This window comes from Pantoea sp. SGAir0184 (genome assembly GCF_043544755.1).
The window spans coordinates 3,801,142-3,825,410 of the sequence record NZ_CP028050.1 but is presented as its reverse complement, the minus strand read 5'-3'; the positions used below and the strand labels follow the sequence as shown (position 1 = coordinate 3,825,410).

Below are 24,269 nucleotides of genomic sequence, written 5' to 3'. Positions count from 1 at the left end.
GTGTTTCAAAACGTTGATGCCTATGTTGGCGATCCGATTCTGTCGCTGATGGAAACCTTCAAACAGGACCCGCGTGACCATAAGGTGAATCTGAGCATCGGCCTCTATTACAACGAAGCCGGCATCATTCCTCAGCTGCAGGCGGTGGCCGCCGCGGAAGAGCGTTTGCAGGCGCAGCCACATCAGGCTTCGCTCTATCTGCCAATGGAAGGGCTGGGTCCATATCGTAACGCCATTGCGCCGCTGCTGTTTGGTAAAGAGCACCCGATGCTGCAGGCGGGGCGCATTGCTTCCATCCAGACGCTGGGCGGATCCGGCGCGCTGAAAGTGGGCGCAGATTTCCTGAAGCGTTACTTCCCGGACGCCAGCGTATGGGTCAGCGATCCGACATGGGAAAACCATGTGGCGATCTTTAACGGTGCCGGGTTTAACGTTAACACCTACCCGTGGTACGACGACGCCACCAACGGCGTGAAGTTCGATGCCTTCATCGCCAAACTGAAAACGCTGCCGAAGCAATCCATCGTGTTGCTGCATCCGTGCTGCCACAACCCGACCGGTGCGGATCTGACCAACGCGCAGTGGGATCAAACCGTTGAGGTCCTGAAAGCGCAGGAGCTGATTCCGTTGCTCGATATCGCCTACCAGGGCTTTGGTGCCGGCATGGAAGAGGACGCTTACGCGATTCGCGTGATTGCCGCGGCGGGCCTGCCGGCGCTGGTGAGCAACTCCTTCTCGAAAATCTTCTCGCTGTACGGTGAGCGCGTTGGCGGCCTGTCAATTGTCTGCGACAGCGCAGAAGAGTCGGCACGCGTGCTGGGTCAGCTGAAAGCGACCGTGCGTCGCAACTACTCCAGCCCGCCGAACTTCGGTGCGCAGGTGGTTTCCTGCGTGCTGAACGACGAAGCGCTGCTGAACAACTGGCTGGCGGAAGTGGAAGCGATGCGCCTGCGCATCATCGAAATGCGCCAGGTGCTGGTCAATGTGCTGAACAGTAAACTGCCCGGCAAAAACTTTGATTATCTGCTGAAGCAGCGCGGCATGTTCAGCTATACCGGCCTGAGCGCACAGCAGGTGGACCGCCTGCGCGAAGAGTTCGGCGTGTACCTGATCGCCAGCGGCCGCATGTGTGTCGCCGGTCTCAACAGCCGCAACGTCAATCAGGTAGCTGAGGCGTTTGCTGCCGTAATGTAATTGACGCGATGCCTGTCAGCCGCGCGGCTGGCAGGCATTCGTTCAGCCATCCACGCATTGTCTGTTCCCGCAGTTCCCGCTGTACCTTCTGCCGCCCCCCGCTTTTCCACGCTCTTCTTTGCCGGCCATGCTGGCTGGCGGCCGCATTCCGCATGGCTATAACACCTTAACCCCGGGTAATCGGGACGGGTCTTGTGTGTTCCTGTTAGTGAGGGCGCTATTTTTTGCCGGCGCGCTTTGGCGCACTGCCAGAGCGCTCGCCAATCACAATAAGGAACCGCCCATGAGCTATTTCCCTTCCGCACTGAAACCCCTCTGCATTGCCATGACGCTGGCGCTCGCACTGCCTGCTGCGGCCGTTGAGCTGACGCGTGATAACGGCGCGCCGGTCGGCGATAACCAGAATTCACAAACTGCCGGCGCCAATGGCCCGGTGCTGTTACAGGACGTGCAGCTGATTCAAAAGCTGCAACGCTTTGATCGTGAACGTATTCCGGAACGTGTGGTGCACGCACGTGGCACCGGCGCGCACGGTGAATTTCGCGCCAGCAAAGATATCAGCGATCTGACTATCGCTGAGGTGTTTAAACCGGGGACGGTGACGCCGGTGTTCGTCCGCTTCTCCAGCGTGGTGCACAGCAAGCACTCGCCGGAAACGCTGCGCGATCCGCGTGGTTTCGCCACCAAATTCTATACCAGCCAGGGCAACTGGGATCTGGTCGGCAATAATCTGCCGGTATTCTTTATCCGCGATGCGATCAAGTTCCCGGATATGGTGCACGCGTTTAAACCGGATCCGCGCACTAACCTCGATAACGATGCGCGCACCTTCGATTTCTTCTCCCACGTACCGGAAGCCACGCACGCGCTCACCATGCTGTTCTCCAACATGGGCACGCCGGCGAGCTATCGCGAAATGGACGGTAACAGCGTGCACGCCTACAAGTTTGTGAACAGCAAAGGCGAAGTGCACTACGTGAAGTTTCACTGGAAGACGCTGCAGGGCGAACGCAACCTCGATCCTACTGAATCGGCAGCGATCCAGGGCCGCAGCTACAGCCACATGACAGAAGATCTGGTGGCGGCGATTAACCGCAAAGCGTTTCCGAAGTGGGATCTCTACATTCAGACCATTAAAGCCAGCGAACTGGATAAGTTCGATTTCAATCCGCTCGACTCCACCAAAATCTGGCCGAACGTGCCAGAGGTGAAAATCGGGCAGATGGTGCTGAATCGCAACGTCGACAACTTCTTCCAGCAAACCGAGCAAGTGGCGATGGCGCCGTCCAATCTGGTGCCGGGCATTGAGCCGTCTGAAGATCGCCTGCTGCAGGGCCGCCTGTTTTCCTATGCTGATACCCAGCTGTACCGCGTGGGCGCTAACGGCCTCAGCCTGCCGGTCAATGCGCCGCGTGTACCGGTCAGCAACGGCAATCAGGATGGCCTGATGGACAGCGGTAACGCCGATGACAAGGGCGTTAATTACCAGCCAAGCCGCATCTATCCGCGTGAAGAGCTGCAAAGCGCGCGTTACAGCCATACACCGCTTAGCGGCAGTACGCAGCAGGCGATGATCGCCAAACCGCAGAATTTCCGCCAAGCTGGGGAGCTGTATCGTTCCTTTAACGCGAAAGAGCGGGGCGATCTGATCACCTCGCTCGGTGGCGCGCTGAAAAGCGCCGACGCGCAAAGCCGGCTGGCGATGCTCTCGTTCTTTTATAAGGCCGATAGCGAGTACGGCACGCGTCTGGCGGCGGTAACGCAGGACGATATCACCACGGTAAAAGCGCTGGCTGACAAGCTGAGCGACTGATGTGCCGGCGGCAGAGCAAGCGCTCTGCCGCTTTTTCCCGCTGAAGGGTTTACCTTTCGCCGACATGCTGCACACTTAAGTAAACGGTTTAACCCAGGAATGTGGCATGTGGCAGCAACAAACTCTCACGCTGAGCGCGAAGGCGCGCGGCTTTCATCTGATCACCGACGAGATTGTCGGCCAGCTTAATGGCTTAACGGACCTGCGCATCGGCCAGCTGCATCTGCTGTTGCAGCACACCTCAGCGTCGCTGACGCTCAATGAAAATTGCGATCCTACGGTGCGCAGCGACATGGAGCAGCACTTTCTGCGGCACGTTCCAGAGTATGCGCCCTATCAGCACGACTATGAAGGCGCTGACGACATGCCGGCGCACATCAAATCGTCACTGCTTGGCGTATCGCTGCTGATCCCGGTCAGCCGCGGCAAACTGCTGCTCGGCACCTGGCAGGGGATCTGGCTGGGCGAACATCGGGTACACGGCGGCGCGCGGCGCATCGTCGCCACCTTACAAGGGGAATAAAAACATGAACACGTCGGATTTACTGACCTACTGCATGAGCAAACCGGGCGCTTCACAAAGTTATAAAGATGAGTGGGACGCAACCCAGGTGAAAAGCGATGGCGTGCTGTTTGCCATGGTGCATGACGTTGAAGGGCGACCGGCGTTGTCGCTGAAGACCTCGCCCGCGCTGGCGGAGTTATTGCGCGATGAACACCATGATGTGTTTCCCAGTGAACATCTCAATAAGTCGCACTGGAGCACGCTGTGGCTGGATGGATCGCTGAAGGATTCGCAGATTTACTATCTGGTTGATGCATCGTGGCAACAGGCTGACGCCACGCGCGCGGCGGGCGTCAGCCATGATGATGAGATGCGCTGATTAGGCCGCAGACTCTTCACGCAGGGTATTGATATCAATCACGAAGCGATACTTCACGTCGCTTTTCAGCATGCGCTCGTAGGCGTCGTTAATCTGGTTCATAGCGATCAGCTCGATATCCGAAGTGATACCGTGCTTGCCGCAGAAATCCAGCATCTCCTGGGTTTCGGCGATACCGCCAATCAGTGAACCGGCAATGCTGCGACGCTTGAGGATCAGGTTAAACACCTGCGGTGCCGGGTGATCGTGCTCCGGCGCGCCGACCAGCGTCATGTTGCCGTCGCGCTTCAGCAGGGCGATAAACGGGTTGAGATCGTGCTGCGCGGCGACGGTATTTAAGATGAAGTCGAAGCTGTTGGTATGTTGTGCCATCTGGTCAGCCTCTTTCGAAATCACCACTTCGTCAGCGCCGAGGCGTTTGCCATCTTCAATTTTTGATGGTGAAGTGGTGAACAGCACCACGTGCGCGCCCATCGCATGCGCGATCTTCACCCCCATATGGCCGAGGCCGCCCAGACCAACGATACCGACTTTTTTGCCGGGACCGACATTCCAGTGACGTAGCGGGGAATAGGTGGTGATACCGGCGCACAGCAGCGGCGCAACGCCCGCCAGATCGAGGTTTTCCGGTACGCGCAGCACAAAGCTTTCATCAACCACCATGCTGGTGGAGTAGCCGCCGTAGGTGATGGCGCCGGTTTCACGATCCTGGCCGTTGTAAGTGCCAACAAAGCCGTTTTCACAGTACTGCTCGAGTCCTTCCTGACAGCTTGGGCAGCTGCGGCAGGAGTCGACCATACAGCCGACGCCGACTAAATCGCCCACTTTATATTTGTGCGTGTGCGCGCCAACGGCGGTGACGCGACCCACGATTTCATGGCCTGGCACCACCGGGAATACGGTGTTGCGCCATTCGTTGCGCGCCTGGTGCAGGTCCGAGTGGCAGACGCCACAGTACAACACTTCAATCTGCACATCATGAGCGCGCAGTTCGCGCGGCTTATAATCGAACGGGGCGAGTTTGGCTTTCGCGTCCTGTGCGGCATAGGCATGCGTAATATTCATGGTGTCTCCAGTCAGATGTGTCGTGAGTATTTTTTGCGAGGGGTCCGTTCAGTGATGACACTGAAGGACAGAGGCGCGTCAGCGGCGCCAAAAAGGAACGCAGTAAGAATAGTCAGCGGGACGCGATGCGTATATGCCTGAAGTTGTCTGTTTCTTGCCTGTTTCTGCATTTGCTAAGGCATTCAGACAATGGCACCGGCTGGCGAGTAACCGGAGCGGTGAGCCGTGGCGAGATCAGAAAAAACGCGCCGCAACAGCGGGTGCGGCGCGTTAAACCTACTTTTTCAGCATCGGCTTGAGGAAGCGTGCAGTATGCGATTTTTCGCACTGTGCAACGGTTTCCGGCGTACCGGCCACCAGGATTTCACCACCGCCGCTGCCGCCTTCCGGACCGAGATCGACAATCCAGTCAGCGGTTTTGATCACGTCAAGGTTGTGCTCAATCACCACGATGGTATTGCCCTGATCGCGCAGCTGATGCAGCACTTCCAGCAGCTGCTGGATGTCGGCAAAATGCAGGCCGGTGGTCGGTTCATCGAGAATGTACAGCGTCTGACCGGTACCGCGCTTCGACAGCTCACGCGCCAGCTTAACGCGCTGCGCTTCACCGCCGGACAGCGTGGTTGCCGACTGGCCAAGACGAATATACGACAGGCCGACATCAATCAGCGTCTGCAGCTTACGCGCCAGTGCAGGTACCGCATCAAAGAACTCACGCGCCTCTTCGATGGTCATCTCCAGCACTTCGTGAATGCTCTTGCCTTTGTATTTAATCTCCAGCGTTTCGCGGTTATAGCGTTTGCCTTTGCACTGATCGCACGGTACATAAATGTCCGGCAGGAAGTGCATTTCGACCTTGATTACGCCGTCGCCCTGACAGGCTTCACAGCGGCCGCCGCGCACGTTAAAGCTGAAGCGGCCCGGATTGTAGCCGCGCGAACGCGCTTCCGGCACGCCGGCAAACAGTTCACGCACCGGGGTAAAAATCCCGGTGTAGGTGGCCGGGTTTGAGCGCGGCGTCCGGCCGATCGGGCTCTGATCGATGTCGATCACTTTATCGAAGTGCTCCAGCCCGGCGATCTCGCGATACGGCGCAGCTTCACCGCTGGTAGCACCATTCAGCTGGCGCTGCGCAATCGGGAACAGCGTATCGTTAATCAGCGTTGATTTGCCGGAACCGGACACGCCGGTGATACAGGTAAACAGCCCAACCGGAACCGTCAGCGTGACATCCTTCAGGTTATTACCGCGCGCGCCGCTCAGTTTCAGTACTTTGGACGGATCGCCTTTCACCCGCTCTGCCGGCACCGCGATTTCACGCTTGCCGCTGAGGAACTGACCGGTGAGAGAATCTTCGTGCGCCATGATGGCATGCACATCGCCCTCGGCTACCACCTGGCCGCCGTGCACGCCAGCGCCCGGACCGATATCAATAATATGGTCAGCGGCGCGAATCGCGTCTTCATCATGCTCAACCACGATCACGGTATTACCGAGATCGCGCAGGTGAATCAGCGTCGACAGCAGGCGCTCGTTGTCGCGCTGATGCAGACCGATGGACGGTTCATCCAGTACGTACATGACGCCAACCAGACCGGCACCAATCTGGCTCGCCAGACGAATACGCTGTGCTTCACCGCCGGACAGCGTTTCCGCTGAACGCGACATCGACAGATAATTCAGGCCGACGTTGACCAGGAAGCTCAGACGGTCGCCAATTTCCTTCAGCACTTTCTCGGCGATTTTGGCGCGCTGGCCGCTCAGCTTCAGATTGCGGAAGAAGTCCATGGCGTGGCCGATGCTCATATCCGAGATGGTCGGCAGGTTGGTATCTTCCACGAACACATGGCGCGCTTCACGACGCAGGCGCGTCCCTTCGCAGCTGGCGCAGGCGCGGTTGCTGATAAACTTCGCCAGCTCTTCGCGCACCGCGTTGGATTCCGTCTCTTTGTAGCGGCGCTCCATGTTATGCAGCACGCCTTCGAACGGATGACGACGCACCGAGGTATCGCCGCGATCGTTGATATATTTGAACTCAATGTTCTCTTTGCCGGAGCCGTACAGAATCACTTCGCGCGCTTTGTCGCTCAGGCTATTGAACGGCGCTTCAACATCGAAATCCAGATGTTCCGCCAGCGAGCGCAGCATCTGGAAATAGTAGAAGTTACGGCGATCCCAGCCGCGAATGGCGCCACCGGCCAGCGACAGCTCCGGATTTTGTACCACGCGATCGGGATCGAAATATTGCTGAACGCCGAGGCCGTCACAGGTCGGGCAGGCACCGGCCGGGTTATTGAACGAGAACAGGCGCGGCTCCAGCTCACGCATGCTGTAACCGCACACCGGGCAGGCAAAATTGGCCGAGAACAGCATCTCTTCGGTATCGGGATCGTCCATATCCGCGACGATCGCCGTGCCGCCACTCAGTTCCAGCGTCGTTTCAAAGGATTCGGCCAGACGGGTCGCCAGATCGTCACGCACGCGGAAACGATCGATCACCACCTCAATGGTGTGTTTCTTCTGCAGCTCCAGCTTGGGTGGATCCGACAAATCGCACACTTCGCCATCGATACGTGCGCGGATGTAGCCCTGCGCCGCCAGATTTTCCAGCGTTTTGGTGTGCTCGCCTTTGCGATCTTTTACCACCGGCGCCAGCAGCATCAGGCGCCGCCCCTCTTCCTGCGCCAGGACCTGATCGACCATCTGACTGACAGTTTGTGCCGCCAGCGTGACGTTATGATCCGGACAGCGCGGCTCACCCACGCGGGCAAACAGCAGACGCAGATAGTCATGAATTTCAGTGATGGTGCCGACGGTCGAGCGCGGGTTGTGCGACGTCGATTTCTGCTCAATGGAAATGGCAGGCGACAGCCCCTCAATGTGGTCTACGTCCGGTTTCTCCATTAAGGAAAGAAACTGGCGCGCATAGGCAGAAAGCGATTCAACATAGCGGCGCTGGCCTTCGGCATACAGCGTATCAAACGCCAGCGAAGACTTACCGGAACCCGACAGACCGGTCACTACAATGAGCTTGTCGCGTGGGATGATCAGGTTGATATTCTTCAAATTATGGGTGCGAGCACCGCGGACTTCAATCTTATCCATTCACCTTTCCCGGATTAGGCAACGCTCGCCATGCCTTGCCAGCACGACCAGCAGAAACGCATCATTATGGCACAAAAAATAAACTGAATAAATATCCAGTGTTTTTGCTATCCTGTCACGGTCGAAAAACTGGAATCCCGCTCGAAAGTGGGAAGCGTCATTGTGACGTGATACAATTTTTCGCTTAGACTTTTAGCATCAACTCATCGGGAGACAGCAACATGGCCAGTCGTGGCGTAAACAAAGTGATTCTTGTCGGGAATCTGGGTCAGGATCCGGAAGTGCGCTACATGCCGAATGGTGGCGCGGTAGCCAACATTACGCTGGCCACGTCAGAGAGCTGGCGCGACAAGCAAACCGGTGAAAACAAAGAGATCACCGAATGGCACCGCGTCGTGCTGTTCGGCAAGCTGGCCGAAGTCGCCGGCGAATATCTGCGTAAAGGTTCGCAGGTCTACATTGAAGGCCAGCTGCGCACCCGTAAATGGCAGGACCAGAGCGGCCAGGACAAATACACCACCGAAGTGGTGGTGAACGTGGGCGGCACCATGCAGATGCTGGGTGGTCGTCAGCAGGGCGGCAATGGCGGTGGCGCACCCATGGGCGGCCAGGGCGGCGGCAACAATAACGGCTGGGGCCAGCCGCAGCAGCCGCAGGGTGGGGGCAACCAGTTCAGCGGCGGCGCGCAGCAGCGTCCACAGCAGCAGAGCGCACCGGCGAACAACGAACCACCAATGGATTTCGACGACGATATCCCGTTCTGATTGGCGTACCGATCAACGCGTTATCCAGCCCTCGCTTCTGCGAGGGTTTTTTTATTATTTTCTATTTAATTATTGCATTGAAATTATCCAGTGCATTTTTCTTTAGGTTTTCAAAGTTACTTTTAATGATGTCTTCCTTGTTTTTTATTTCAGATGTTTCGAAATAAGGTTTTTCTTTAAGACAGGTTAATCTTGAACTGTACCAATTTTCATTTCTATGTGTAAAAACACGATATTCACCTTCATTAAGTAGTAGGTAATATTTTTCTCCTTTTCCTGCAAGCATCATTGATGCATCATTACATTTGAATGTTTCGGTAGCATCCACAGGAATACTGATGTTTAGAGCAGTATTAAATACTAGCTTTAAATTAGATGTTATTATTAATAGAGTGACAATGGCTGTCATGGTTAGTGGGATAAATAGAGGGAATGAGTCTCTAATAATAATAATATCTTTTTTATTGACGTTGGTGCTGGTTTTTTCGAAGAAAAATAAAGCTACCCCTGCAGAGGTAACTGCCAGTGAAACATATGTCATGAGAATCAAGCCCGCATAGAGAATGACACAAAAGCGTGATGCAGTCTGGTCATAAGTTAAATCGGCGATGTTCATAAAATCGTGTCTGGCTTGCGCATAGGCGTAGAAGGAGCCTACTATCCAGCCGATTTTAACTATCCATGACGTGGCACTTTTGTAATGCTGGTTGTAGATGTTACTTTCAGAAAGGAAGACGCTGGAAGAAAGGAAAAGTATTACTGTCGAGCTTATTAACAATAAAAGTGAAACTGTTTTTTCGGTCTGAAAAAGATAAGATAAGATAGCACAGAAAAAAATAATTGAAGAATAAAGTGCTAATACAATGCTGGAGTTGTATTGCGTTATTATCTTTCTGTGCTTAGGGCTCTTAATAATGCCTTTGTGGGATGGGCTTCTGAAAAATCCTTTAGCCATAAATGTAAAAAAAATGATCAGAGAAAATAAAAACAATACTAACGCTGTTATACTTCTTTTAACTGTTTCTATTTTGGCTAACAAAGTTATTGAAATACAAAAGTAATAAATGACTGCGTAGTAAAAGTAAATTATTCTTTTAGCGGTTAATTTTGCTGTTTTCATTTAATGTCCTTTTACGCGAGGAAAAATCATCCCTTTATAAGGCGTTGATCAAAGACAAAAGGTAATTCTTTCACTCTGGTAAGAGCGCTTTTAAAAGAATGATGAAGCGGATTTAATATTGCTTTGTTTTCCATCGGGATAATCGTTGAAGGTAGCATCAGCGCGGCGCCTTCAGCGGATTGCAGCCAGCCGGTGCCGAGATCCATTGTCGACAGTGGCGCTGGATCATGACGCCAGTCCGGCGGTAAAAATGCTTCAGCAAGATAGGCAACTTCAGCATCCGGGATGTCGATACTGAATAAGGTGTACTCATCCAGCACCGACTCTCTTCCGATATGGACCAGCACTTCCAGTGCTGCGAGTGACACCGACGTGGCAACATAAATGGTGGGATAGCCTTTATGATTCCAGCGTCCACCATACTGTTTTGCCCCATAACCGGACCAGGCTTCAGCCGCATACTGGCTCTTCGTCAGCCGATAAAAAATCACGAGAAAACACCGTGCTCCAGACGACCGATCAGATCGAGAACATCCAGCGCACCGCTCTCCGTCGTCAGTAAGGTGATGGGCGCAACATTGCCTAACCCTTTCACCGGTCGGCTCAGCCACTGGGTGGCCTCTTCTTTATTACCAGCAAAAAGCTGAACGGCGGCATCCATCACGCGGACGAAGCGGGCGACACGTTCACTCTCGTCGGGTGACAGACTTTTACCCGTGCTTTTACGACGGGCAATGTTGCGTTCATTAATCCCTGTGACCTTCATGATTTCGGCGCGCGTCATGGCCGACCAGTGACGGATATCATCAATGACGGCCACCGGCAAACCGGCTTCCAGCATACGCGTTAACTCAATACCACGTGGAGGCAGGCCAGCAACCCGCCACAGCGCGTTGTCATTGGCTCCAGGCTGAGGAATATAAGCTCGCATCTGAAAAACTCCATACAGACAAGTGTCATGTTGTATTATTGACACTTGTCAGATTATTTCAATAGCGCAACCCTTAATGCGCGCGCCACTCCCGCAGTAATTCTTCCGTGGTTTTAACCCGCACCGGATTGCCCGGCATGATCAAATCCGCCCACACTTCGTTGTGCTGATTAATAAGTTGCTGCGCCGACACATAAGTGCGATCGGCGGTGGTGTGGGCGTCGGCCGCCACGGTGATGTGATAGCCAAGGCTGGCCCCGACTTTGATGGTGGTATCGACACAATAATCAGTGGCGCAGCCGCAAATGACAAAGCTTTCAATCTGATGCTGTTCAAGCTGCGCCGCGAGCCCGGTTTGCCAGAAGCTGTCGCAGGCGGTTTTGGTGATGTAAAGCGCGTCGGCGGGTTGTTCCAGTTCGGCGACTATTTGCCAGTCTGCGGAGTCAGCGGCTAAATCCGGCCCGCTATGCTGAATAAAAATGACCTGATCGGCGGCGGCCATCAGCTGATTAATGCGCGCGCAGCGTCCGGCGCGGTCGTAACGCGGCGTTGCCAGCACGCCATTTTGCATATCCACTACCATTACCACCCGTTGTGCCATTGTCGCCTCCTTTATAGGTCAGGCCCCAGTGTCGCGCTGAACGGGTAGGCGCGTAAAGCGATTGGGCTTTGCTTTTTTTGTGCGCGCCGCGCATGCTTACTGCCTGATAGCGTATGGAGGTGTGTGGTGACGGTGGTTCCTGAAGTCTTTCCCTGTGAGCAGGATCGTGCGCAGTTTCAGCACTTTGCTGAGCTGCCGGGCATTGAGCTTTATCAGGCGCACATCTCCCGCTACGCTTTTGAGCCCCATACCCACGAAGCCTTCGGGATTGGCACCATCGAATCCGGCGCGCAGCGCTTTCGCTACCGCGGCACCAATTATGTCGCGCCGGTGCATTCGCTGGTGATGATGAATCCCGATGAACTGCACACCGGTGAATCGGCCTGCGCCGAAGGCTGGCGTTATCGCATGATCTATATCGATCCGGCGGAGATGGATCGGCTGACCGGCGATCGCAACTGGTGGTTCAGCGATGCGCTGCGCACCGATGCGCGTCTGGCACAACCTTTCTCCCATGCGCTGGCACAGATGTGGCAGGCGCAAAGTGCGCTGGAGCGGCAGGGCGCGCTGCTGGATCTGCTGGAGTGGCTGCGTCCGCTGGCGCAGCAGGGCGTCGCGCGGCCGCGCGAAGGCGCCCACCGCTTTGATGTGGTAAAAGCCTGGCTGCGCGATAACCTGGCAGAACCGGTGCGGCTGGAGGAGCTGGCGGCGCTGGTATCGCTGTCGCCGTGGCATTTTCTGCGCAGTTTCAAACAACACTTTCACGTCACTCCCCATCAAATGCTGATGGCCTTCCGCCTGTTCGAGGCCAAGCAGCGGCTGGCGCAGGGCGAGAGCGCCGCCAGTGTGGCGGCGGCGGTTGGCCTCACCGACCAGGCGCATCTGACGCGGGCGTTTGCCCATCGCTACGGCATTACGCCGGGACGCTATCAAAAGCAGGTGTTCAGCGCACGTTAACCGCAATCTGCTACAAGCCTTTCACCTTTTCCTGCGCCACACTGTGGCGGATTGAAGATAAAGGAAAGGTGTATGTTTGCAGGAATAGTGTTTGCCCTCGCGGCGGGGCTGATGTGGGGCATGATTTTTGTCGGGCCGCTGCTGATACCCGATTATCCGGGCACGTTGCAATCGGCGGGTCGCTATGTTGCCTTTGGTCTGGTGGTACTGCCGCTGGCGTGGCTCAGCCGGCGCCGGCTAAAACAGCTGACGCGCCCGGACTGGACGGAGGCGGTGAAGCTGTCGCTGGTGGGCAATCTGCTCTATTACGCCTGCCTTGCCAGCGCGATTCAGCGCACCGGCGCACCGGTCTCCACCATGATCATCGGCACGCTGCCGGTGGTGATCACCGTCACCGCTAACCTCTGTTACGGCCATCTCGAAGGGCGCCTGCCATGGCGCCGGCTGATGCCCGCGCTGATCATCATTGCTGCCGGGCTGGGCTGCGTCAACGCGGCGGAACTGCACGGGCAGGGGCCGGCATTTGATCTCTGGGGCTACCTGAGTGGCCTGCTGCTGGCGGTGCTGGCAGTGGTGTGCTGGACCTGGTATCCGCTGCGCAATGCGCGCTGGCTGCGCAAACATCCTCAGCACAAACCGTCGAGCTGGGCCACCGCGCAGGGGCTGGTGACATTGCCGCTGGCGCTGGTGTTTTATGGGCTGGTGAGCCTGCAGATTCACTGGCAGCAGCCCGATTTCGCTTTGCCGTTCGGCCCGCAGCCGGCGCGCTTTATCTGGCTGATGCTGGCGATTGGTTTGTTCTGCTCATGGCTGGCGGCGCTGTGCTGGAATGCCGCCAGTCAGCGTTTGCCAACGGTGGTGATGGGGCCGCTCATCGTATTCGAAACGCTCTCTGGCCTGCTGTGGACCTTTATTTACCGCCAGAGCTGGCCACCGTTGCTCACCAGCATCGGTATCGGCTGTCTGATCGTTGGCGTGATCTATGCCATGCGCATTAAACCGCAGCGGCTGACCGCGCTTCCTTAACCCGCCCTGCTGCTGAGTCATCCACTCAGCAGCGCTTTCCCCTGATATTTTAGGAATTTGACCAGCCGATAATCCCGCCTCAGTGACCTGATACTGGCCGCTACGCGCACGCTATATAACCGACCAGCGCTACGGCCGCCCGGTTTTCATTCTCTTCCGCTATAAAACTCCCTGCCGTCAGCACGGTAAAAGGTCGACTTTAGCTGCCTTTTAGCATTCCGGTGGGATAAAAAAAGCGCATATCGGGCAACAATTCGCCGGTTTAGCGCGTAAAAAACTCTTCGCCAGTCGGATTTTTACCCGGCTGTGGCACTGAAATTCCAGCGTGAGAAGCCACCTTAGCCTTAAGCGTTACCGGCATTGTTAAGAATGATTCCCAACAGGCGCCAGAAAAAAAGATTAAAGATGACGATGGATTTAAGCGCAGTATTTACCGTGGATAACCGTTTTTCGGCTTTATAGTTTAAACATCATAACGTTTTTTAACCGGAGTATTCCTGGTGTGGTTTAAGAGTTAGCCGACTAGCGCTGATCGTCAAAGCGATCATAAACGCAGCGGCCAGATCCAGTTTAAAACTGAGCCAATGTGTGAGCGGTTACACCGTGTTGTTCATTAACGCTTAACAGAATTGTCTGTGATCAGGACTGATTATTAGTAATCGTGAAGTAATAGACTAAGCACCAATCTCACCAAAATGAGATTGGGCTAAGTCTAAATGGCTTGAAACGCGAGGCTTTTGCTGGTGTGAATCAATTTTACCGCAAAAAAGGAAGTGATTCCGTGATGGCATTCATCAGGAAAAAGTGGTTCGAATTGTTATGTAGCGAATGCCGAATTTAATGATCTTCATCTCTTCTGGTAAGAACAAATCTCAGCATTAAGTCATATAACATCGGCCTCAATGGTATTAGCGATTATCGGAACCGGAAGGGTAATGATAAACGCTACGGCTAATATCCAGTAAACGACAGCTGCGACGGGTACCGATGTCGAAAGTGGTTTGCAGGAAGTTGACCGCCTGACGCTTTTCATTCGTAGTGAAGAAGTTTTTCAGCACGCTTTGCAGCATCTCCTTGTCAGAGCTCAGGGTCTGCAGCTCGCGCGTAAGGTTCTGCAGTTTATCCTCCAACTCCTTGATTTTTCGACCCTCCTCTGAAGAAAGCCCGGAGAACTTCTTCTTCCAGCTATAGAAGGTGGCCTCGGAAATGCCCAGCTCCTCACAAATCTCCCTGACTTTCACTCCCGTTTCAGAAGCTTTAATGGCATTTGTGATTTGCTCTTCGCTATATCGTGACTTTCTCATAAATGCTCTTACCTTTCTTATCAATTAGTGGATGAGAATTACTGTATTAATATCTGGTACTGCAAAAACGGTATTAATGCAGTATTAAAGTGCGCGATTAGAATTGCGAGGGTTAAATTAAGTTATTTAGAATAAATATCATCATGGGATAAATCTTATTTTATTCTGAATGCCATTGAACGCCTTCCTGGTGCTGGGTTTTTGATATAGATTCATTCCATCCCAAATGCAGAAAAATACGACAATCATTGGAAATTCGGCATAGCCTGCTTGCAAAAAACTCAGGATATGCCTGTGAACTTTTGTCCTGAATTCGGGTTGAAATCGTTTACATCCATCGGGCTTCGCACCAGGTTTAATCGGAATTTTCCTGAATTTAATCGCTAAACTCTGACGCGAGTCTCATTTTTCGGACCAGCCTGGTTTGAAGTTATTAAATTGTGTCAGGCCCACTGAGCGCTTGTTAATTCATTTCAAGGACGTTGTACCGAAAAGCAGTTGCTGTACGTAATACTAAGGACCAGTCAATGAAATTGAGCGTAATGTCTAATGCCGCCTGGATGATGTCTGAGAAGATCGTCTCGGTATTCGGCGTCATATTTGTGACCTCCTACGTGGCAAAATCCTTTGGCCCAACGGTGTTTGGTCAAATGGCGTTTTCGACCTCGCTGTTCTCCATGGTGCAAACCGTGGCGATTTTTGGTACCGAAACCATCCTGTTCAAGCGCATCAGCAAAAGTGCGCCGAAAGGCCTGCGGCTGATGACCGTGGCGCGGACCATGCGCCTGGTGCTACTGTTGCTGACATCAATCCCGGTGTTGATTTGGGTCTGGTACAACATGCAGGAAAACTTCCTTGCGTTTGCACTGGCCTCGTTTATCTCGTCGGTGTTTGTCACCCAGGACACGTTCAGCGTTTATAACAATGCGCGACTGGCGTCGCGGCTCAATACCATTGCTAACTCGGCCGGCTTGCTGCTGGGCTTTGCCATGAGCTTCACCATCGCCTGGCTGCATCTCAATCCACTGTGGCTCACCGCCTCGATTGTGGCCGTCACACTGGTGCCGTACGCCATCAAGCGCGTCAATTTCTATCGCGAACATCAGGATCTGGCACCGCCGCAGGACAAGCGCACCACCTACCTGCGCTACCTGATGTATGCCGGCCTGCCGCTGGCCATCTCCAGCATCTTTATCTCGGTGCAGGTGAAAGCCGCACAGATGTTCCTCGCGGGCATCGCCTCAGCGCGCGACCTTGGCCTGTTCGCCGCCGCGAATACCATTTCGGCTTCCTGGATTTTTATCCCGGTTGCCATCATCACTTCCTGCTTCTCGGAGATTTTCCGCGAGCGTGGAGCAGCCGCGATCAAGCTCACCGCGCGGCTGAACGGCTATGTCATGGGAGTTTCATTGCTGTTATTAGCGGTGATTGCCTTGTACGGCGAAAAAATCATCATCGCTTTATATGGTCACGAGTACACACAGTCCGGAAGTCTCATTACGTTACTGTCGTTAGCAACCTGCTTTTCGGCAATGGGGACCGTCGCTTATCGCTACATGGTGAAAGAGGGCGGGTTTAACTATCTGTTGAAGAAGATCATTTGTCTGATGGTCATCAGCCTGCCGCTGTCGTGGTGGCTGATCCAGGGCTACGGCATCATGGGTGCCGCCTGGAGCGTCTTCATCACGGAGTTACTGTCCCTGACCGTAATGAATTACTTCTTCAAAAACGGCGTCATCCAAAAAATTCAGGTTTCCTCACTCAACTACAAAACCTACAAATGAGGTCAGATATGATCAGGTTGAAAGACGAACTCAGAAGAAGCGTACAGTATTTCATCAAAAAGATGCCCTGGGCGTACCAGGATCGCATTTACTACTTTCACAAATTCCGTAAGCTGCCGAACCTGCGTCAGCCGAAGGTGTTCAATGAGAAAGTGCTGTATCGCAAATTCGTCTACGGCGACTACCAGTGCTATGGCCGCCTGTCGGACAAGTTTTCGGTGCGTGAGTACATTGCCGAAAAGGTGGGCAGTGAGTATCTGATTCCGCTGGTTTATGAGACCAGCGATCCGCACTCACTGCATACGCTGCCGAGCTGGAAGAACACGGTTATCAAGCCGAATCACGGCTCCAACATGGTCGAGATCCTGCTGGAAGAACCGGATGCGCTGAAAAAACAGCAGATTATCAGCGATTGCCAGCGCTGGCTGAAGACCGACTTCGCCAACGAGGCGCGCGAAATTCACTATCGCTATATTAAGCCGCGCATTCTGGTAGAGAAGTACATCGGCGATGGCAAAACCGCGCCGATCGATTACAAGTTTCACATGTTCAACAAGCGCGACGGCAATTTTGAATATGTGCTGCAGGTGATCTACAACCGCTGTAATCCGCTGCTGTCGATGAACTTTTACGTCAACAATCTTAACGAGGCGTATCACAAAATCCGTGACACCGGGCTGGATGTGTCACCGCTGCTGCCACAATTGCAGCACGCGCTGGCGCTGAGTAAAACGCTGGCCAGCGACTTCGATTATGTGCGTGTGGACTGGTATATCGATGGCGAACAGATCTACTTCGGTGAGCTGACGTTCACGCCAGGCGCCGGGCTGGTCACCGGGTTGGATCGGGGGCTCAATCAGATGATGGGTGATATGTGGATTCAGGATCGTCGCGATACGCAGAGATCGGACGTCACGGTGCCGGAAGTACCACTTCCAGCCGTATTGAAGAAAATTTGAAATCACACAGCAAAATAAAAAACCCCGCTTAGCGGGGTTTTTTATGCGCCGCGTTTACGGCATTGGCCAGTCGGCTGGTGTCTGGCTCATCACCTGAATAAACGCCTCTTTGGTGATGGACATAAAGTTATGCACGTTTTCCATGCTCAGCGTAATGCCGAGCAGACCGGTAACGAACCAGCATGACATCGCTACGCCCACGCCGCCGCACATCAGCGCCATCACGTGGTGGCTGTTCTGACGCAATTTAATTTTCATGGTGCTGGCGAAGAACATCATTACCGCGCTGAGCAGTTCCCAACGCATGACGATCAGACTGGTAGTTAACGTAGCCATCGGCGAAAAACCTCTTGAAATCAGTAATATCCCTGACATTCATCGGACATCACTGGCGGCAGACAAGGGAGGTCAGGGAAGCCCTTCTGTCGTCTTAATACAGCTTGAATCTGTGACTTGGGTCACATTATATCACTGGATTTGAAAATTTGAACAAAATTTAGACCTGGTATGGCAGGCTAAGAAAGGGCTGGAGGAAGGTGAAGAGAAGGGGGAAAGGCGCGCCCGCGCGGGGCGCACTGACTTCAGCGTACCGGGCAGCACTCGCCGGTGGTGCGCTGGGCAAAGCTGTTCATGCCTTCGCTGCAGTCAAAGTTGACCAGACGCGGACGCTGCACCATCGCCTGGCGACGCATGCTGTGACGGTAAGCGGTAGGGGTTTGCGAGAACTGACGGCGGAACACGCGTGAAAACGTCTGCTGCGAGTCGTAGCCGTACTGCATCGCAATGTCGAATACCGGACGCTGCGTCTGACGCAAGGCTTCGGCGGCCAGCGTGAGACGGCGTTCACGAATATAACCACCCAGCGTTTGTTTCGTAACCGTACGGAACATACGCTGCAGGTGCCATTTCGAGTAACCCGATTTTGCCGCCACTTCATCAATCGACAATGTTTTATCCAGATTCTGATCGATCCAGTTAGTCAGTGAATGGATGATTTCCTGTTGCATCATAGCCTGTTCCTTCTGCAAGGTTATCGCCTGGTTTGAAATTCGCTGTTTTGCTGGGGTGCGAGTATAATTCCTCAAGTTAACTTGAGGTAAAGGCCCTAAATGAAAAAAGAACGCAATTACCCGAAACCGGTGCTGACGCCGGGCGAAGTGGCGAAACGCAGCGGCGTGGCGGTATCGGCGCTGCACTTTTACGAAAGCAAAGGCTTGATCAGCAGCACGCGCAATGGCGGTAATCAGCGCCGCTACAGCCGTGATGTGCTGCGCCGCGTGGCGATTATCAAAATTGCCCAGCGCATCGGAATTCCGCTGGCGACGGTCAGCGACAGCCTGATGCACGTGCCGGCGAATAAGCGCATGTCGACGCAGGAGTGGGACGCGCTGACGCAGCACTGGCGCGAAGAGCTGGATAAACGCATCGAAACCCTGACGCGTCTGCGCAACGATCTTGACGGCTGCATTGGTTGCGGCTGCCTGTCGATGCGCGACTGCCCGCTGCGCAATCCGGGTGATCGCCTGGGGCAGCAGGGCTCCGGAGCGGTCCTGCTCGATCCGCAACAGGACGAGCCGCAGCGTTAATCCGCTATACTAGATGCCAACCCTTAGCAGCAAGGAATCGCGCATGATTACCGTTCACCATCTGGAAAACTCCCGTTCTCATCGGGTGCTGTGGCTGCTGGAAGAGCTGGCGGTGCCGTATCAAATCAAACGCTATCAGCGGGAAAATACCCTGCTGGCGCCGGACGAATTAAAGAAAGTGCATCCGCTGGGTAAATCGCCGGTGATTACCGATGGCAATCGGGTGATCGCCGAATCGGGCGCCATCCTCGAATATCTGCAGCTGAAATACGACAGCGAGCATCTGCTGGCGCTGCATGAGGAAGAGGAGCAAATTCAGGCGCGTTACTGGCTGCACTATGCTGAAGGTTCGCTGATGCCGCTGCTGGTAATGAAGCTGGTGTTTGCGCAACTGGGCAAAAAGCCGGTGCCATGGCTGCTGCGCCCGGCCGGCGTGGCGCTGAGTAAAGGCATTCAGAAAGCGTGGCTGAACAAGCAGCTGGCGCTCCACGGGCGCGTGATTGAGCAGCATCTGAGCCAGCAGCGCTTTTTTGCCGGTTCACGCTTCAGCATTGCCGATGTGCAGATGAGTTTTCCGCTGCTGGCGTTGCAGATGCGCGGCGCGCTGGGTGAGATGCCCGCCACGGCGCGCTGGCTGGAGAATATGCAGCAGCGCGCCGCGTGGCAGCGCGCGCTGGAGCAGGGCGGCCCGATTCAGTTCAATAACGGCTGAGGCGCAGCGGTAACGCAACGAAACAGGACGCCGCGACGCGCTGTCGCGGCACCGCAGCAAACCATCTGAAATGCCAGCCTTTTTCCTCCATGATTTCCTGCTCCCGCTAGCGTAACGCCAGCCATAATTGCGCCAGAGCTGCGCATTATCCTGCCTGCCAGGTGATTAGCAGTTGAAAACGCCACCCCAAACGCCAGATAATCGTTTGCCTTTTTTCCGCGTCACCCCTTTTTGACCTGGAATACGCGGCCACGTAATCGTTTGCCTGCTTTTCTCTCTGAGACATCTTCACCAGGATGATGCGCAAACGCGAGCCGCGCGGTGACCTATATCTTAAAAAACACAGAGGAATAACTATGTCTGGCGAATCATGCCCGGCCAGGGGAAAACTGGACGCCTGGTTCCACATTTCAGCACGCGGCAGCAGCGTGCGGCAGGAAGTGCTGGCTGGCCTCACCACCTTTTTAGCGATGGTTTATTCAGTCATCGTGGTGCCTGGCATGCTCGGTAAAGCGGGCTTCTCACCGACGGCGGTGTTTGTCGCTACCTGTCTGGTGGCCAGCTTTGGCTCCCTCATCATGGGACTGTGGGCCAACCTGCCGATGGCGATTGGCTGCGCCATCTCCCTGACCGCCTTCACCGCGTTCAGCCTGGTACTGGGCCAGCACATTAGCGTGCCGGTGGCGCTGGGCGCGGTCTTCCTGATGGGCCTGCTGTTCACGCTGATTTCCGTGACCGGCATTCGCGCGTGGATTCTGCGTAACCTGCCGATGGGCGTGGCGCACGGTACCGGCGTCGGTATCGGCCTGTTTCTGCTGCTGATTGCCGCCGATGGCATTGGTCTGGTGGTAAAAAACCCGGCGGCAGGCCTGCCGGTGGCGCTTGGTCACTTCACCTCTTTCCCGGTGATCATGGCGCTGATCGGGCTGGCGGCGATTTTTGGTCTGGAAAAACGGCGGGTACCGGGCGGCATTCTGCTGACCATCATTGCGATTTCGCTGCTTGGGCTGATTTTCGACCCGGCGGTAAAGTGGCAGGGGCTGTTTGCCATGCCGAGCCTGCGTGATGCCAGCGGCCAGTCGGCAATGTTTAGCCTGGATATCATGGGCGCGCTGCAGCCGGTGGTGTTACCGAGCGTGCTGGCGCTGGTGATGACCGCGGTGTTTGACGCCACCGGCACCATTCGTGCGGTGGCCGGGCAGGCGAACCTGCTGGATAAAGAGGGCCAGATTATCAATGGCGGTCGCGCGCTGACCACCGACTCTATCAGCAGCCTGTTTGCCGGACTGGTGGGTGCCTCGCCCGCCGCAGTGTATATCGAGTCCGCTGCGGGTACTGCCGCCGGCGGTAAAACCGGCCTGACAGCGATTGTCGTGGGTCTGTTGTTCCTGCTGATTCTGTTTATGTCGCCGCTGGCTTATCTGGTTCCGGCCTATGCCACCGCACCCGCGCTGATGTATGTCGGCCTGCTGATGCTGAGCAACGTGGCCAAAATCGACTTCAATGATTTCGTCGATGCGATGTCTGGCCTGCTGACGGCGGTATTCATCGTACTGACCTGCAACATCGTCACCGGCATCATGCTCGGCTTTGCCGCGCTGGTGATTGGCCGTCTGTTTGCCGGCGAGTGGCGCAAGCTCAACGCTGGCACGGTGGTGATTGCTGTGGCGCTGGTGGCGTTCTACGCGGGCGGCTGGGCTATCTGACCGCAATCCGGGCGTCAGTCCGGATTATTCTCTTTATCGCACACGCCGCACATCGGGTAGCCCCGCCGGGCGGCGTTTTGTTTTACACTTTCCGACGCAACATCGCTTCGATTAATATGATTCGCCTAAGGAAAGCATGGAAATCTTCTTTACTATTCTCATCATGACGCTGGTGGTTTCGCTGTCCGGCGTTGCGGCACGTATCCTGCCGTTTCAGATCCCGCTCCCGCTGGTACAGATCGCGGCCGGCGCGCTGCTGGCCTGGCCAACCTTTGGTCTGCACGTCGATTTTGACCCCGAACTTTTCCTCGTGCTGTTTATTCCGCCGCTGCTGTTTGCCGATGGCTGGAAAACGCCGATCAACGAGTTTCTGCATCACGGCCGTGAAATTATCGGCCTGGCGCTGGTGCTGGTGCTGATTACCGTGGTCGGTATCGGATACCTGATTTACTGGCTGGTGCCGGGCATTCCGCTAATTCCGGCGTTCGCGCTGGCGGCGGTGCTGTCACCGACCGATGCGGTGGCACTCTCCGGTATCGTTGGCGAAGGGCGCATCCCGAAAAAGATCATGTCGATTGTCCAGGGCGAGGCGCTGATGAATGACGCGTCGGGCCTGGTGTCACTCAAGTTTGCCGTCGCGGTGGCGATGGGCACCATGGTGTTCACCTGGGGCGGCGCCAGCGTCGAGTTCCTTAAAGTGGCGATTGGCGGCCTGGTGGCCGGTGTCGCGGTTTGCTGGCTGTATGGCCGTTCGCTGCGCCTGCTCAGCCGCTGGAGCGGTGACGATCCGGCCACGCAAACCGTACTGCTGCTGCTGCTGCCGTTCGCCTCTTACCTGATTGCTGAACACCTCGGCGTCTCCGGCATTCTGGCGGCGGTAGCGGCCGGTATGACCATCACCCGTTCCGGCATCATCCGGCAGGCACCGCTGGCGATGCGCCTGCGCGCCAACAGCGTATGGCAGATGCTGGAGTTTGTGTTCAACGGCATGGTGTTCCTGATGCTGGGCCTGCAGCTGCCGGACATTCTCTCTACCTCGATTGCTCAGGCGAACGCCGATCCTAACGTCGAGCTGTGGATGCTGTTCGCTGACGTCGGGCTGGTCTATGCGGCGCTGATGATCGTGCGCTTCGGCTGGCTGTGGATCATGAAGCGCACCAGCCTGCGCCTGCTGAAGAAGAAGCCGCTGGAGTTTTCCAGCTACTCGCTGCGTGAACTGCTGATCGCCTCTTTTGCCGGCGTGCGCGGTGCTATCACGCTGGCCGGTGTGCTGTCGATTCCGCTGTTCCTCAGCAACGGCGAACCTTTTCCGGCGCGCTACGAACTGGTGTTTATCGCCACCGGCGTGATTCTGTTCTCGCTGTTTGTCGGCGTGATTCTGCTGCCGATTCTGCTGCGCGGCATGGAGAGCCACGACAAAGTGGGGCACCGTCGCGAAATCCAGAGCGCGCGTGCTGCGATGGCCGGCGTGGCGATCGAAAGCCTGCACAAAATGGAGCAGCGGCTGGAAAACGACGCTGAAGAGAACATCGATCCTGAGCTGCTGAAAGAGGTCAGCCTGCGGGTGATTGGTAATCTGCGTCGTCGCGTCGATGGCAAAGATGATATGGAGCAGGCGCTGTTTGCGGAAAATCTGGAGCGCCGTTTCCGTCTGACCGCGCTGCGCGCCGAGCGTGCCGAGGTTTATCATCTGCGCGCCACCCAGCAGATCTCCAACGAGACTATGCAGCGCCTGCTGCGCGATCTCGACCTGCTGGAAGCGTTGCTGATAGAGAAAGAGGAATAGCCGCCGCGTTTTGCTGCTCTCCGATCCCGCGGCCGCCTGACAGACAGGGCGGCCGCTTTGCTACAGCGATAGCCGTGGCGCGTTATCCGGCCAGTGTTCGCGGCAGCAGGCAATCCACGCCTGCGCGCTGCGCGACAGATAACTGCCTTCGCGCCAGATTAGCCCCAGACGCCACTGCAGCTCCGACTCCAGCGGCAGCCACAGCAAGGCCTGTTTATCCAGCCGCTGGCAGATCGGCTCCGGCAGGATCGCCAGCCCCATATCCGCCTGCACCATCGCGGCAAGAAAATCCCACTGCGCGCTACGCAGCGCGATATCCGGCATCACTCCCTGGCGCTGAAACGCTTTCATCAGCTGGCGGTTAAGCGAAAACTCTTCGTTGAGGATCAGCAGGGGATGCTGAGCCAGCTCGGCCAGCGTCAGGCTGGTGCGGTTGAGCCAGCGCGCGCTACGCGGCAGCAGCACGCACAGCGGATGGCGCATCAGTTCCAGCGTGTTCAGCGGCAGCTCCGCATCAATCGGCAGGGCGGTCAGCGCAATATCCAGCCCGCCGCTCAGCACCGCCTGCTGCACCGTCAGGCCACCAAATTCGGAGATTTTCAGCTGTACGCCGGGATAGCGGCGGCGGAACGCGGAGATCGATCCGGCAATCTGCATGCCGACCATCGGCGGAATGCCCAGCCGCAGCTCACCGGTTTTCAGCTGGTTGATGTCACTGATTTGCGCCTCCAGCTGATGAAACTCCTGCAAAATCGCCAGGCCACGCTGATATACCGCCTGGCCGCTGTCGGTGAGATGCAGCTTGCGTCCCTCGCGCAGCAGCAGCGTACAGCCCAGCTCTTCTTCCAGCTGGCGCAGCATTTTGCTGATGGTGGGTTGCGTCACGAACAGCTTCTCCGCCGCGCGGGTAAAGCTCTGCTGACGCACCACTTCGGTGAAGTAACGCAGGGCACGCACGTCCATAAACATTCC

Annotated in this window: 23 protein-coding genes; 13 read left to right on the top strand and 10 right to left on the bottom strand. The window is 55.7% G+C overall.

All coding sequences use genetic code 11. From position 1 onward, the window contains the following. The 4 genes from C1N60_RS18125 (at position 1) to C1N60_RS18110 (ending at position 3,891) form a co-directional block, all read left to right on the top strand. Positions 1 to 1,194: an amino acid aminotransferase gene (locus C1N60_RS18125; RefSeq protein WP_394521167.1), complete on the top strand. Its 1,194-nt coding sequence runs from the start codon at positions 1 to 3 to the stop codon at positions 1,192 to 1,194. 325 nt (positions 1,195 to 1,519) lie between these two features. Beyond that, positions 1,520 to 3,007 (top strand): catalase, encoded by a 1,488-nt coding sequence (locus tag C1N60_RS18120; protein ID WP_394521765.1) that lies wholly within the window; start codon positions 1,520 to 1,522, stop codon positions 3,005 to 3,007. Positions 3,008 to 3,113: 106 nt separating this feature from the next. Continuing rightward, positions 3,114 to 3,530: a secondary thiamine-phosphate synthase enzyme YjbQ gene (locus C1N60_RS18115; protein WP_394521166.1), complete on the top strand. Its 417-nt coding sequence runs from the start codon at positions 3,114 to 3,116 to the stop codon at positions 3,528 to 3,530. A gap of 4 nt (positions 3,531 to 3,534) precedes the next feature. After that, positions 3,535 to 3,891, top strand: coding sequence for an MmcQ/YjbR family DNA-binding protein (locus C1N60_RS18110; protein WP_104093912.1), 357 nt, complete (start codon positions 3,535 to 3,537; stop codon positions 3,889 to 3,891). On the opposite strand, the gene C1N60_RS18105 is transcribed toward C1N60_RS18110, so the two are convergent. Together C1N60_RS18105 and uvrA are read right to left on the bottom strand one after the other, a co-directional pair. Next, a complete protein-coding gene (locus tag C1N60_RS18105; RefSeq protein WP_058780888.1) occupies positions 3,892 to 4,956 on the bottom strand; it encodes an NAD(P)-dependent alcohol dehydrogenase in 1,065 nt (354 codons plus the stop codon). It abuts the gene before it with no gap. A gap of 276 nt (positions 4,957 to 5,232) precedes the next feature. Then, on the bottom strand, positions 5,233 to 8,061 hold the full coding sequence (uvrA, locus tag C1N60_RS18100) for an excinuclease ABC subunit UvrA (protein ID WP_021507843.1): 2,829 nt from the start codon (positions 8,059 to 8,061) through the stop codon (positions 5,233 to 5,235). 221 nt (positions 8,062 to 8,282) lie between these two features. On the opposite strand from uvrA, the gene ssb1 reads away from it, so the two are divergent. Then, entirely contained in the window at positions 8,283 to 8,825 is a 543-nt protein-coding gene (gene ssb1 / locus C1N60_RS18095; RefSeq protein ID WP_021507842.1) for a single-stranded DNA-binding protein SSB1, read from the top strand. Positions 8,826 to 8,886: 61 nt separating this feature from the next. Here ssb1 and C1N60_RS18090 read toward each other — a convergent pair whose 3' ends face one another. The 4 genes from C1N60_RS18090 to C1N60_RS18075 form a co-directional block, all read right to left on the bottom strand. After that, positions 8,887 to 9,945 (bottom strand): hypothetical protein, encoded by a 1,059-nt coding sequence (locus tag C1N60_RS18090; protein WP_394521165.1) that lies wholly within the window; start codon positions 9,943 to 9,945, stop codon positions 8,887 to 8,889. Positions 9,946 to 9,971: 26 nt separating this feature from the next. After that, entirely contained in the window at positions 9,972 to 10,436 is a 465-nt protein-coding gene (locus tag C1N60_RS18085) for an RES family NAD+ phosphorylase (protein WP_021507840.1), read from the bottom strand. Continuing rightward, positions 10,433 to 10,876, bottom strand: coding sequence for a type II RES/Xre toxin-antitoxin system antitoxin (locus C1N60_RS18080; RefSeq protein ID WP_058757556.1), 444 nt, complete (start codon positions 10,874 to 10,876; stop codon positions 10,433 to 10,435). The genes C1N60_RS18085 and C1N60_RS18080 overlap by 4 nt, the downstream gene beginning before the upstream one ends. A 73-nt stretch (positions 10,877 to 10,949) precedes the next feature. Next, on the bottom strand, positions 10,950 to 11,477 hold the full coding sequence (locus tag C1N60_RS18075) for an isochorismatase family protein (RefSeq protein ID WP_021507839.1): 528 nt from the start codon (positions 11,475 to 11,477) through the stop codon (positions 10,950 to 10,952). A gap of 126 nt (positions 11,478 to 11,603) precedes the next feature. On the opposite strand from C1N60_RS18075, the gene C1N60_RS18070 reads away from it, so the two are divergent. Then, a complete protein-coding gene (locus tag C1N60_RS18070) occupies positions 11,604 to 12,434 on the top strand; it encodes an AraC family transcriptional regulator (protein ID WP_021507838.1) in 831 nt (276 codons plus the stop codon). A 72-nt stretch (positions 12,435 to 12,506) separates the two neighbouring features. Beyond that, positions 12,507 to 13,460 (top strand): DMT family transporter, encoded by a 954-nt coding sequence (locus C1N60_RS18065; RefSeq protein ID WP_058770026.1) that lies wholly within the window; start codon positions 12,507 to 12,509, stop codon positions 13,458 to 13,460. 908 nt (positions 13,461 to 14,368) lie between these two features. Here the strand turns inward: C1N60_RS18065 and C1N60_RS18060 are convergent. Next, positions 14,369 to 14,764 carry a transposase gene (locus tag C1N60_RS18060; RefSeq protein ID WP_031279757.1) on the bottom strand — a complete coding sequence of 132 codons (396 nt, stop codon included), beginning with the start codon at positions 14,762 to 14,764 and terminating at the stop codon, positions 14,369 to 14,371. Positions 14,765 to 15,291: 527 nt separating this feature from the next. On the opposite strand from C1N60_RS18060, the gene C1N60_RS18055 reads away from it, so the two are divergent. Both C1N60_RS18055 and C1N60_RS18050 read left to right on the top strand, forming a co-directional pair. After that, positions 15,292 to 16,548 (top strand): oligosaccharide flippase family protein, encoded by a 1,257-nt coding sequence (locus C1N60_RS18055; RefSeq protein ID WP_021507835.1) that lies wholly within the window; start codon positions 15,292 to 15,294, stop codon positions 16,546 to 16,548. Positions 16,549 to 16,556: 8 nt separating this feature from the next. Then, entirely contained in the window at positions 16,557 to 17,507 is a 951-nt protein-coding gene (locus C1N60_RS18050) for an ATP-grasp fold amidoligase family protein (protein WP_031279756.1), read from the top strand. 54 nt (positions 17,508 to 17,561) lie between these two features. Here C1N60_RS18050 and C1N60_RS18045 read toward each other — a convergent pair whose 3' ends face one another. Both C1N60_RS18045 and soxS read right to left on the bottom strand, forming a co-directional pair. Next, positions 17,562 to 17,843: a YjcB family protein gene (locus tag C1N60_RS18045; protein WP_010618515.1), complete on the bottom strand. Its 282-nt coding sequence runs from the start codon at positions 17,841 to 17,843 to the stop codon at positions 17,562 to 17,564. A 245-nt stretch (positions 17,844 to 18,088) separates the two neighbouring features. Then, entirely contained in the window at positions 18,089 to 18,517 is a 429-nt protein-coding gene (gene soxS, locus C1N60_RS18040; RefSeq protein ID WP_058757551.1) for a superoxide response transcriptional regulator SoxS, read from the bottom strand. Between the two features lie 99 nt (positions 18,518 to 18,616). Here soxS and soxR point away from each other — a divergent pair, with 99 nt between their 5' ends. The 4 genes from soxR (at position 18,617) to C1N60_RS18020 (ending at position 23,297) form a co-directional block, all read left to right on the top strand. After that, entirely contained in the window at positions 18,617 to 19,093 is a 477-nt protein-coding gene (soxR, locus tag C1N60_RS18035) for a redox-sensitive transcriptional activator SoxR (protein ID WP_021507832.1), read from the top strand. Positions 19,094 to 19,136: 43 nt separating this feature from the next. Further along, positions 19,137 to 19,805: a glutathione S-transferase family protein gene (locus C1N60_RS18030; RefSeq protein WP_021507831.1), complete on the top strand. Its 669-nt coding sequence runs from the start codon at positions 19,137 to 19,139 to the stop codon at positions 19,803 to 19,805. Between the two features lie 356 nt (positions 19,806 to 20,161). Further along, entirely contained in the window at positions 20,162 to 21,511 is a 1,350-nt protein-coding gene (locus tag C1N60_RS18025) for an NCS2 family permease (protein ID WP_394521164.1), read from the top strand. A gap of 136 nt (positions 21,512 to 21,647) precedes the next feature. After that, complete coding sequence (locus tag C1N60_RS18020; RefSeq protein ID WP_021507828.1) at positions 21,648 to 23,297, top strand: Na+/H+ antiporter; 1,650 nt, start codon at positions 21,648 to 21,650, stop codon at positions 23,295 to 23,297. Between the two features lie 60 nt (positions 23,298 to 23,357). Here the strand turns inward: C1N60_RS18020 and C1N60_RS18015 are convergent, their stop codons facing one another. Then, positions 23,358 to 24,260, bottom strand: coding sequence for a LysR family transcriptional regulator (locus C1N60_RS18015; RefSeq protein ID WP_021507827.1), 903 nt, complete (start codon positions 24,258 to 24,260; stop codon positions 23,358 to 23,360). Positions 24,261 to 24,269 lie beyond the last annotated feature (9 nt).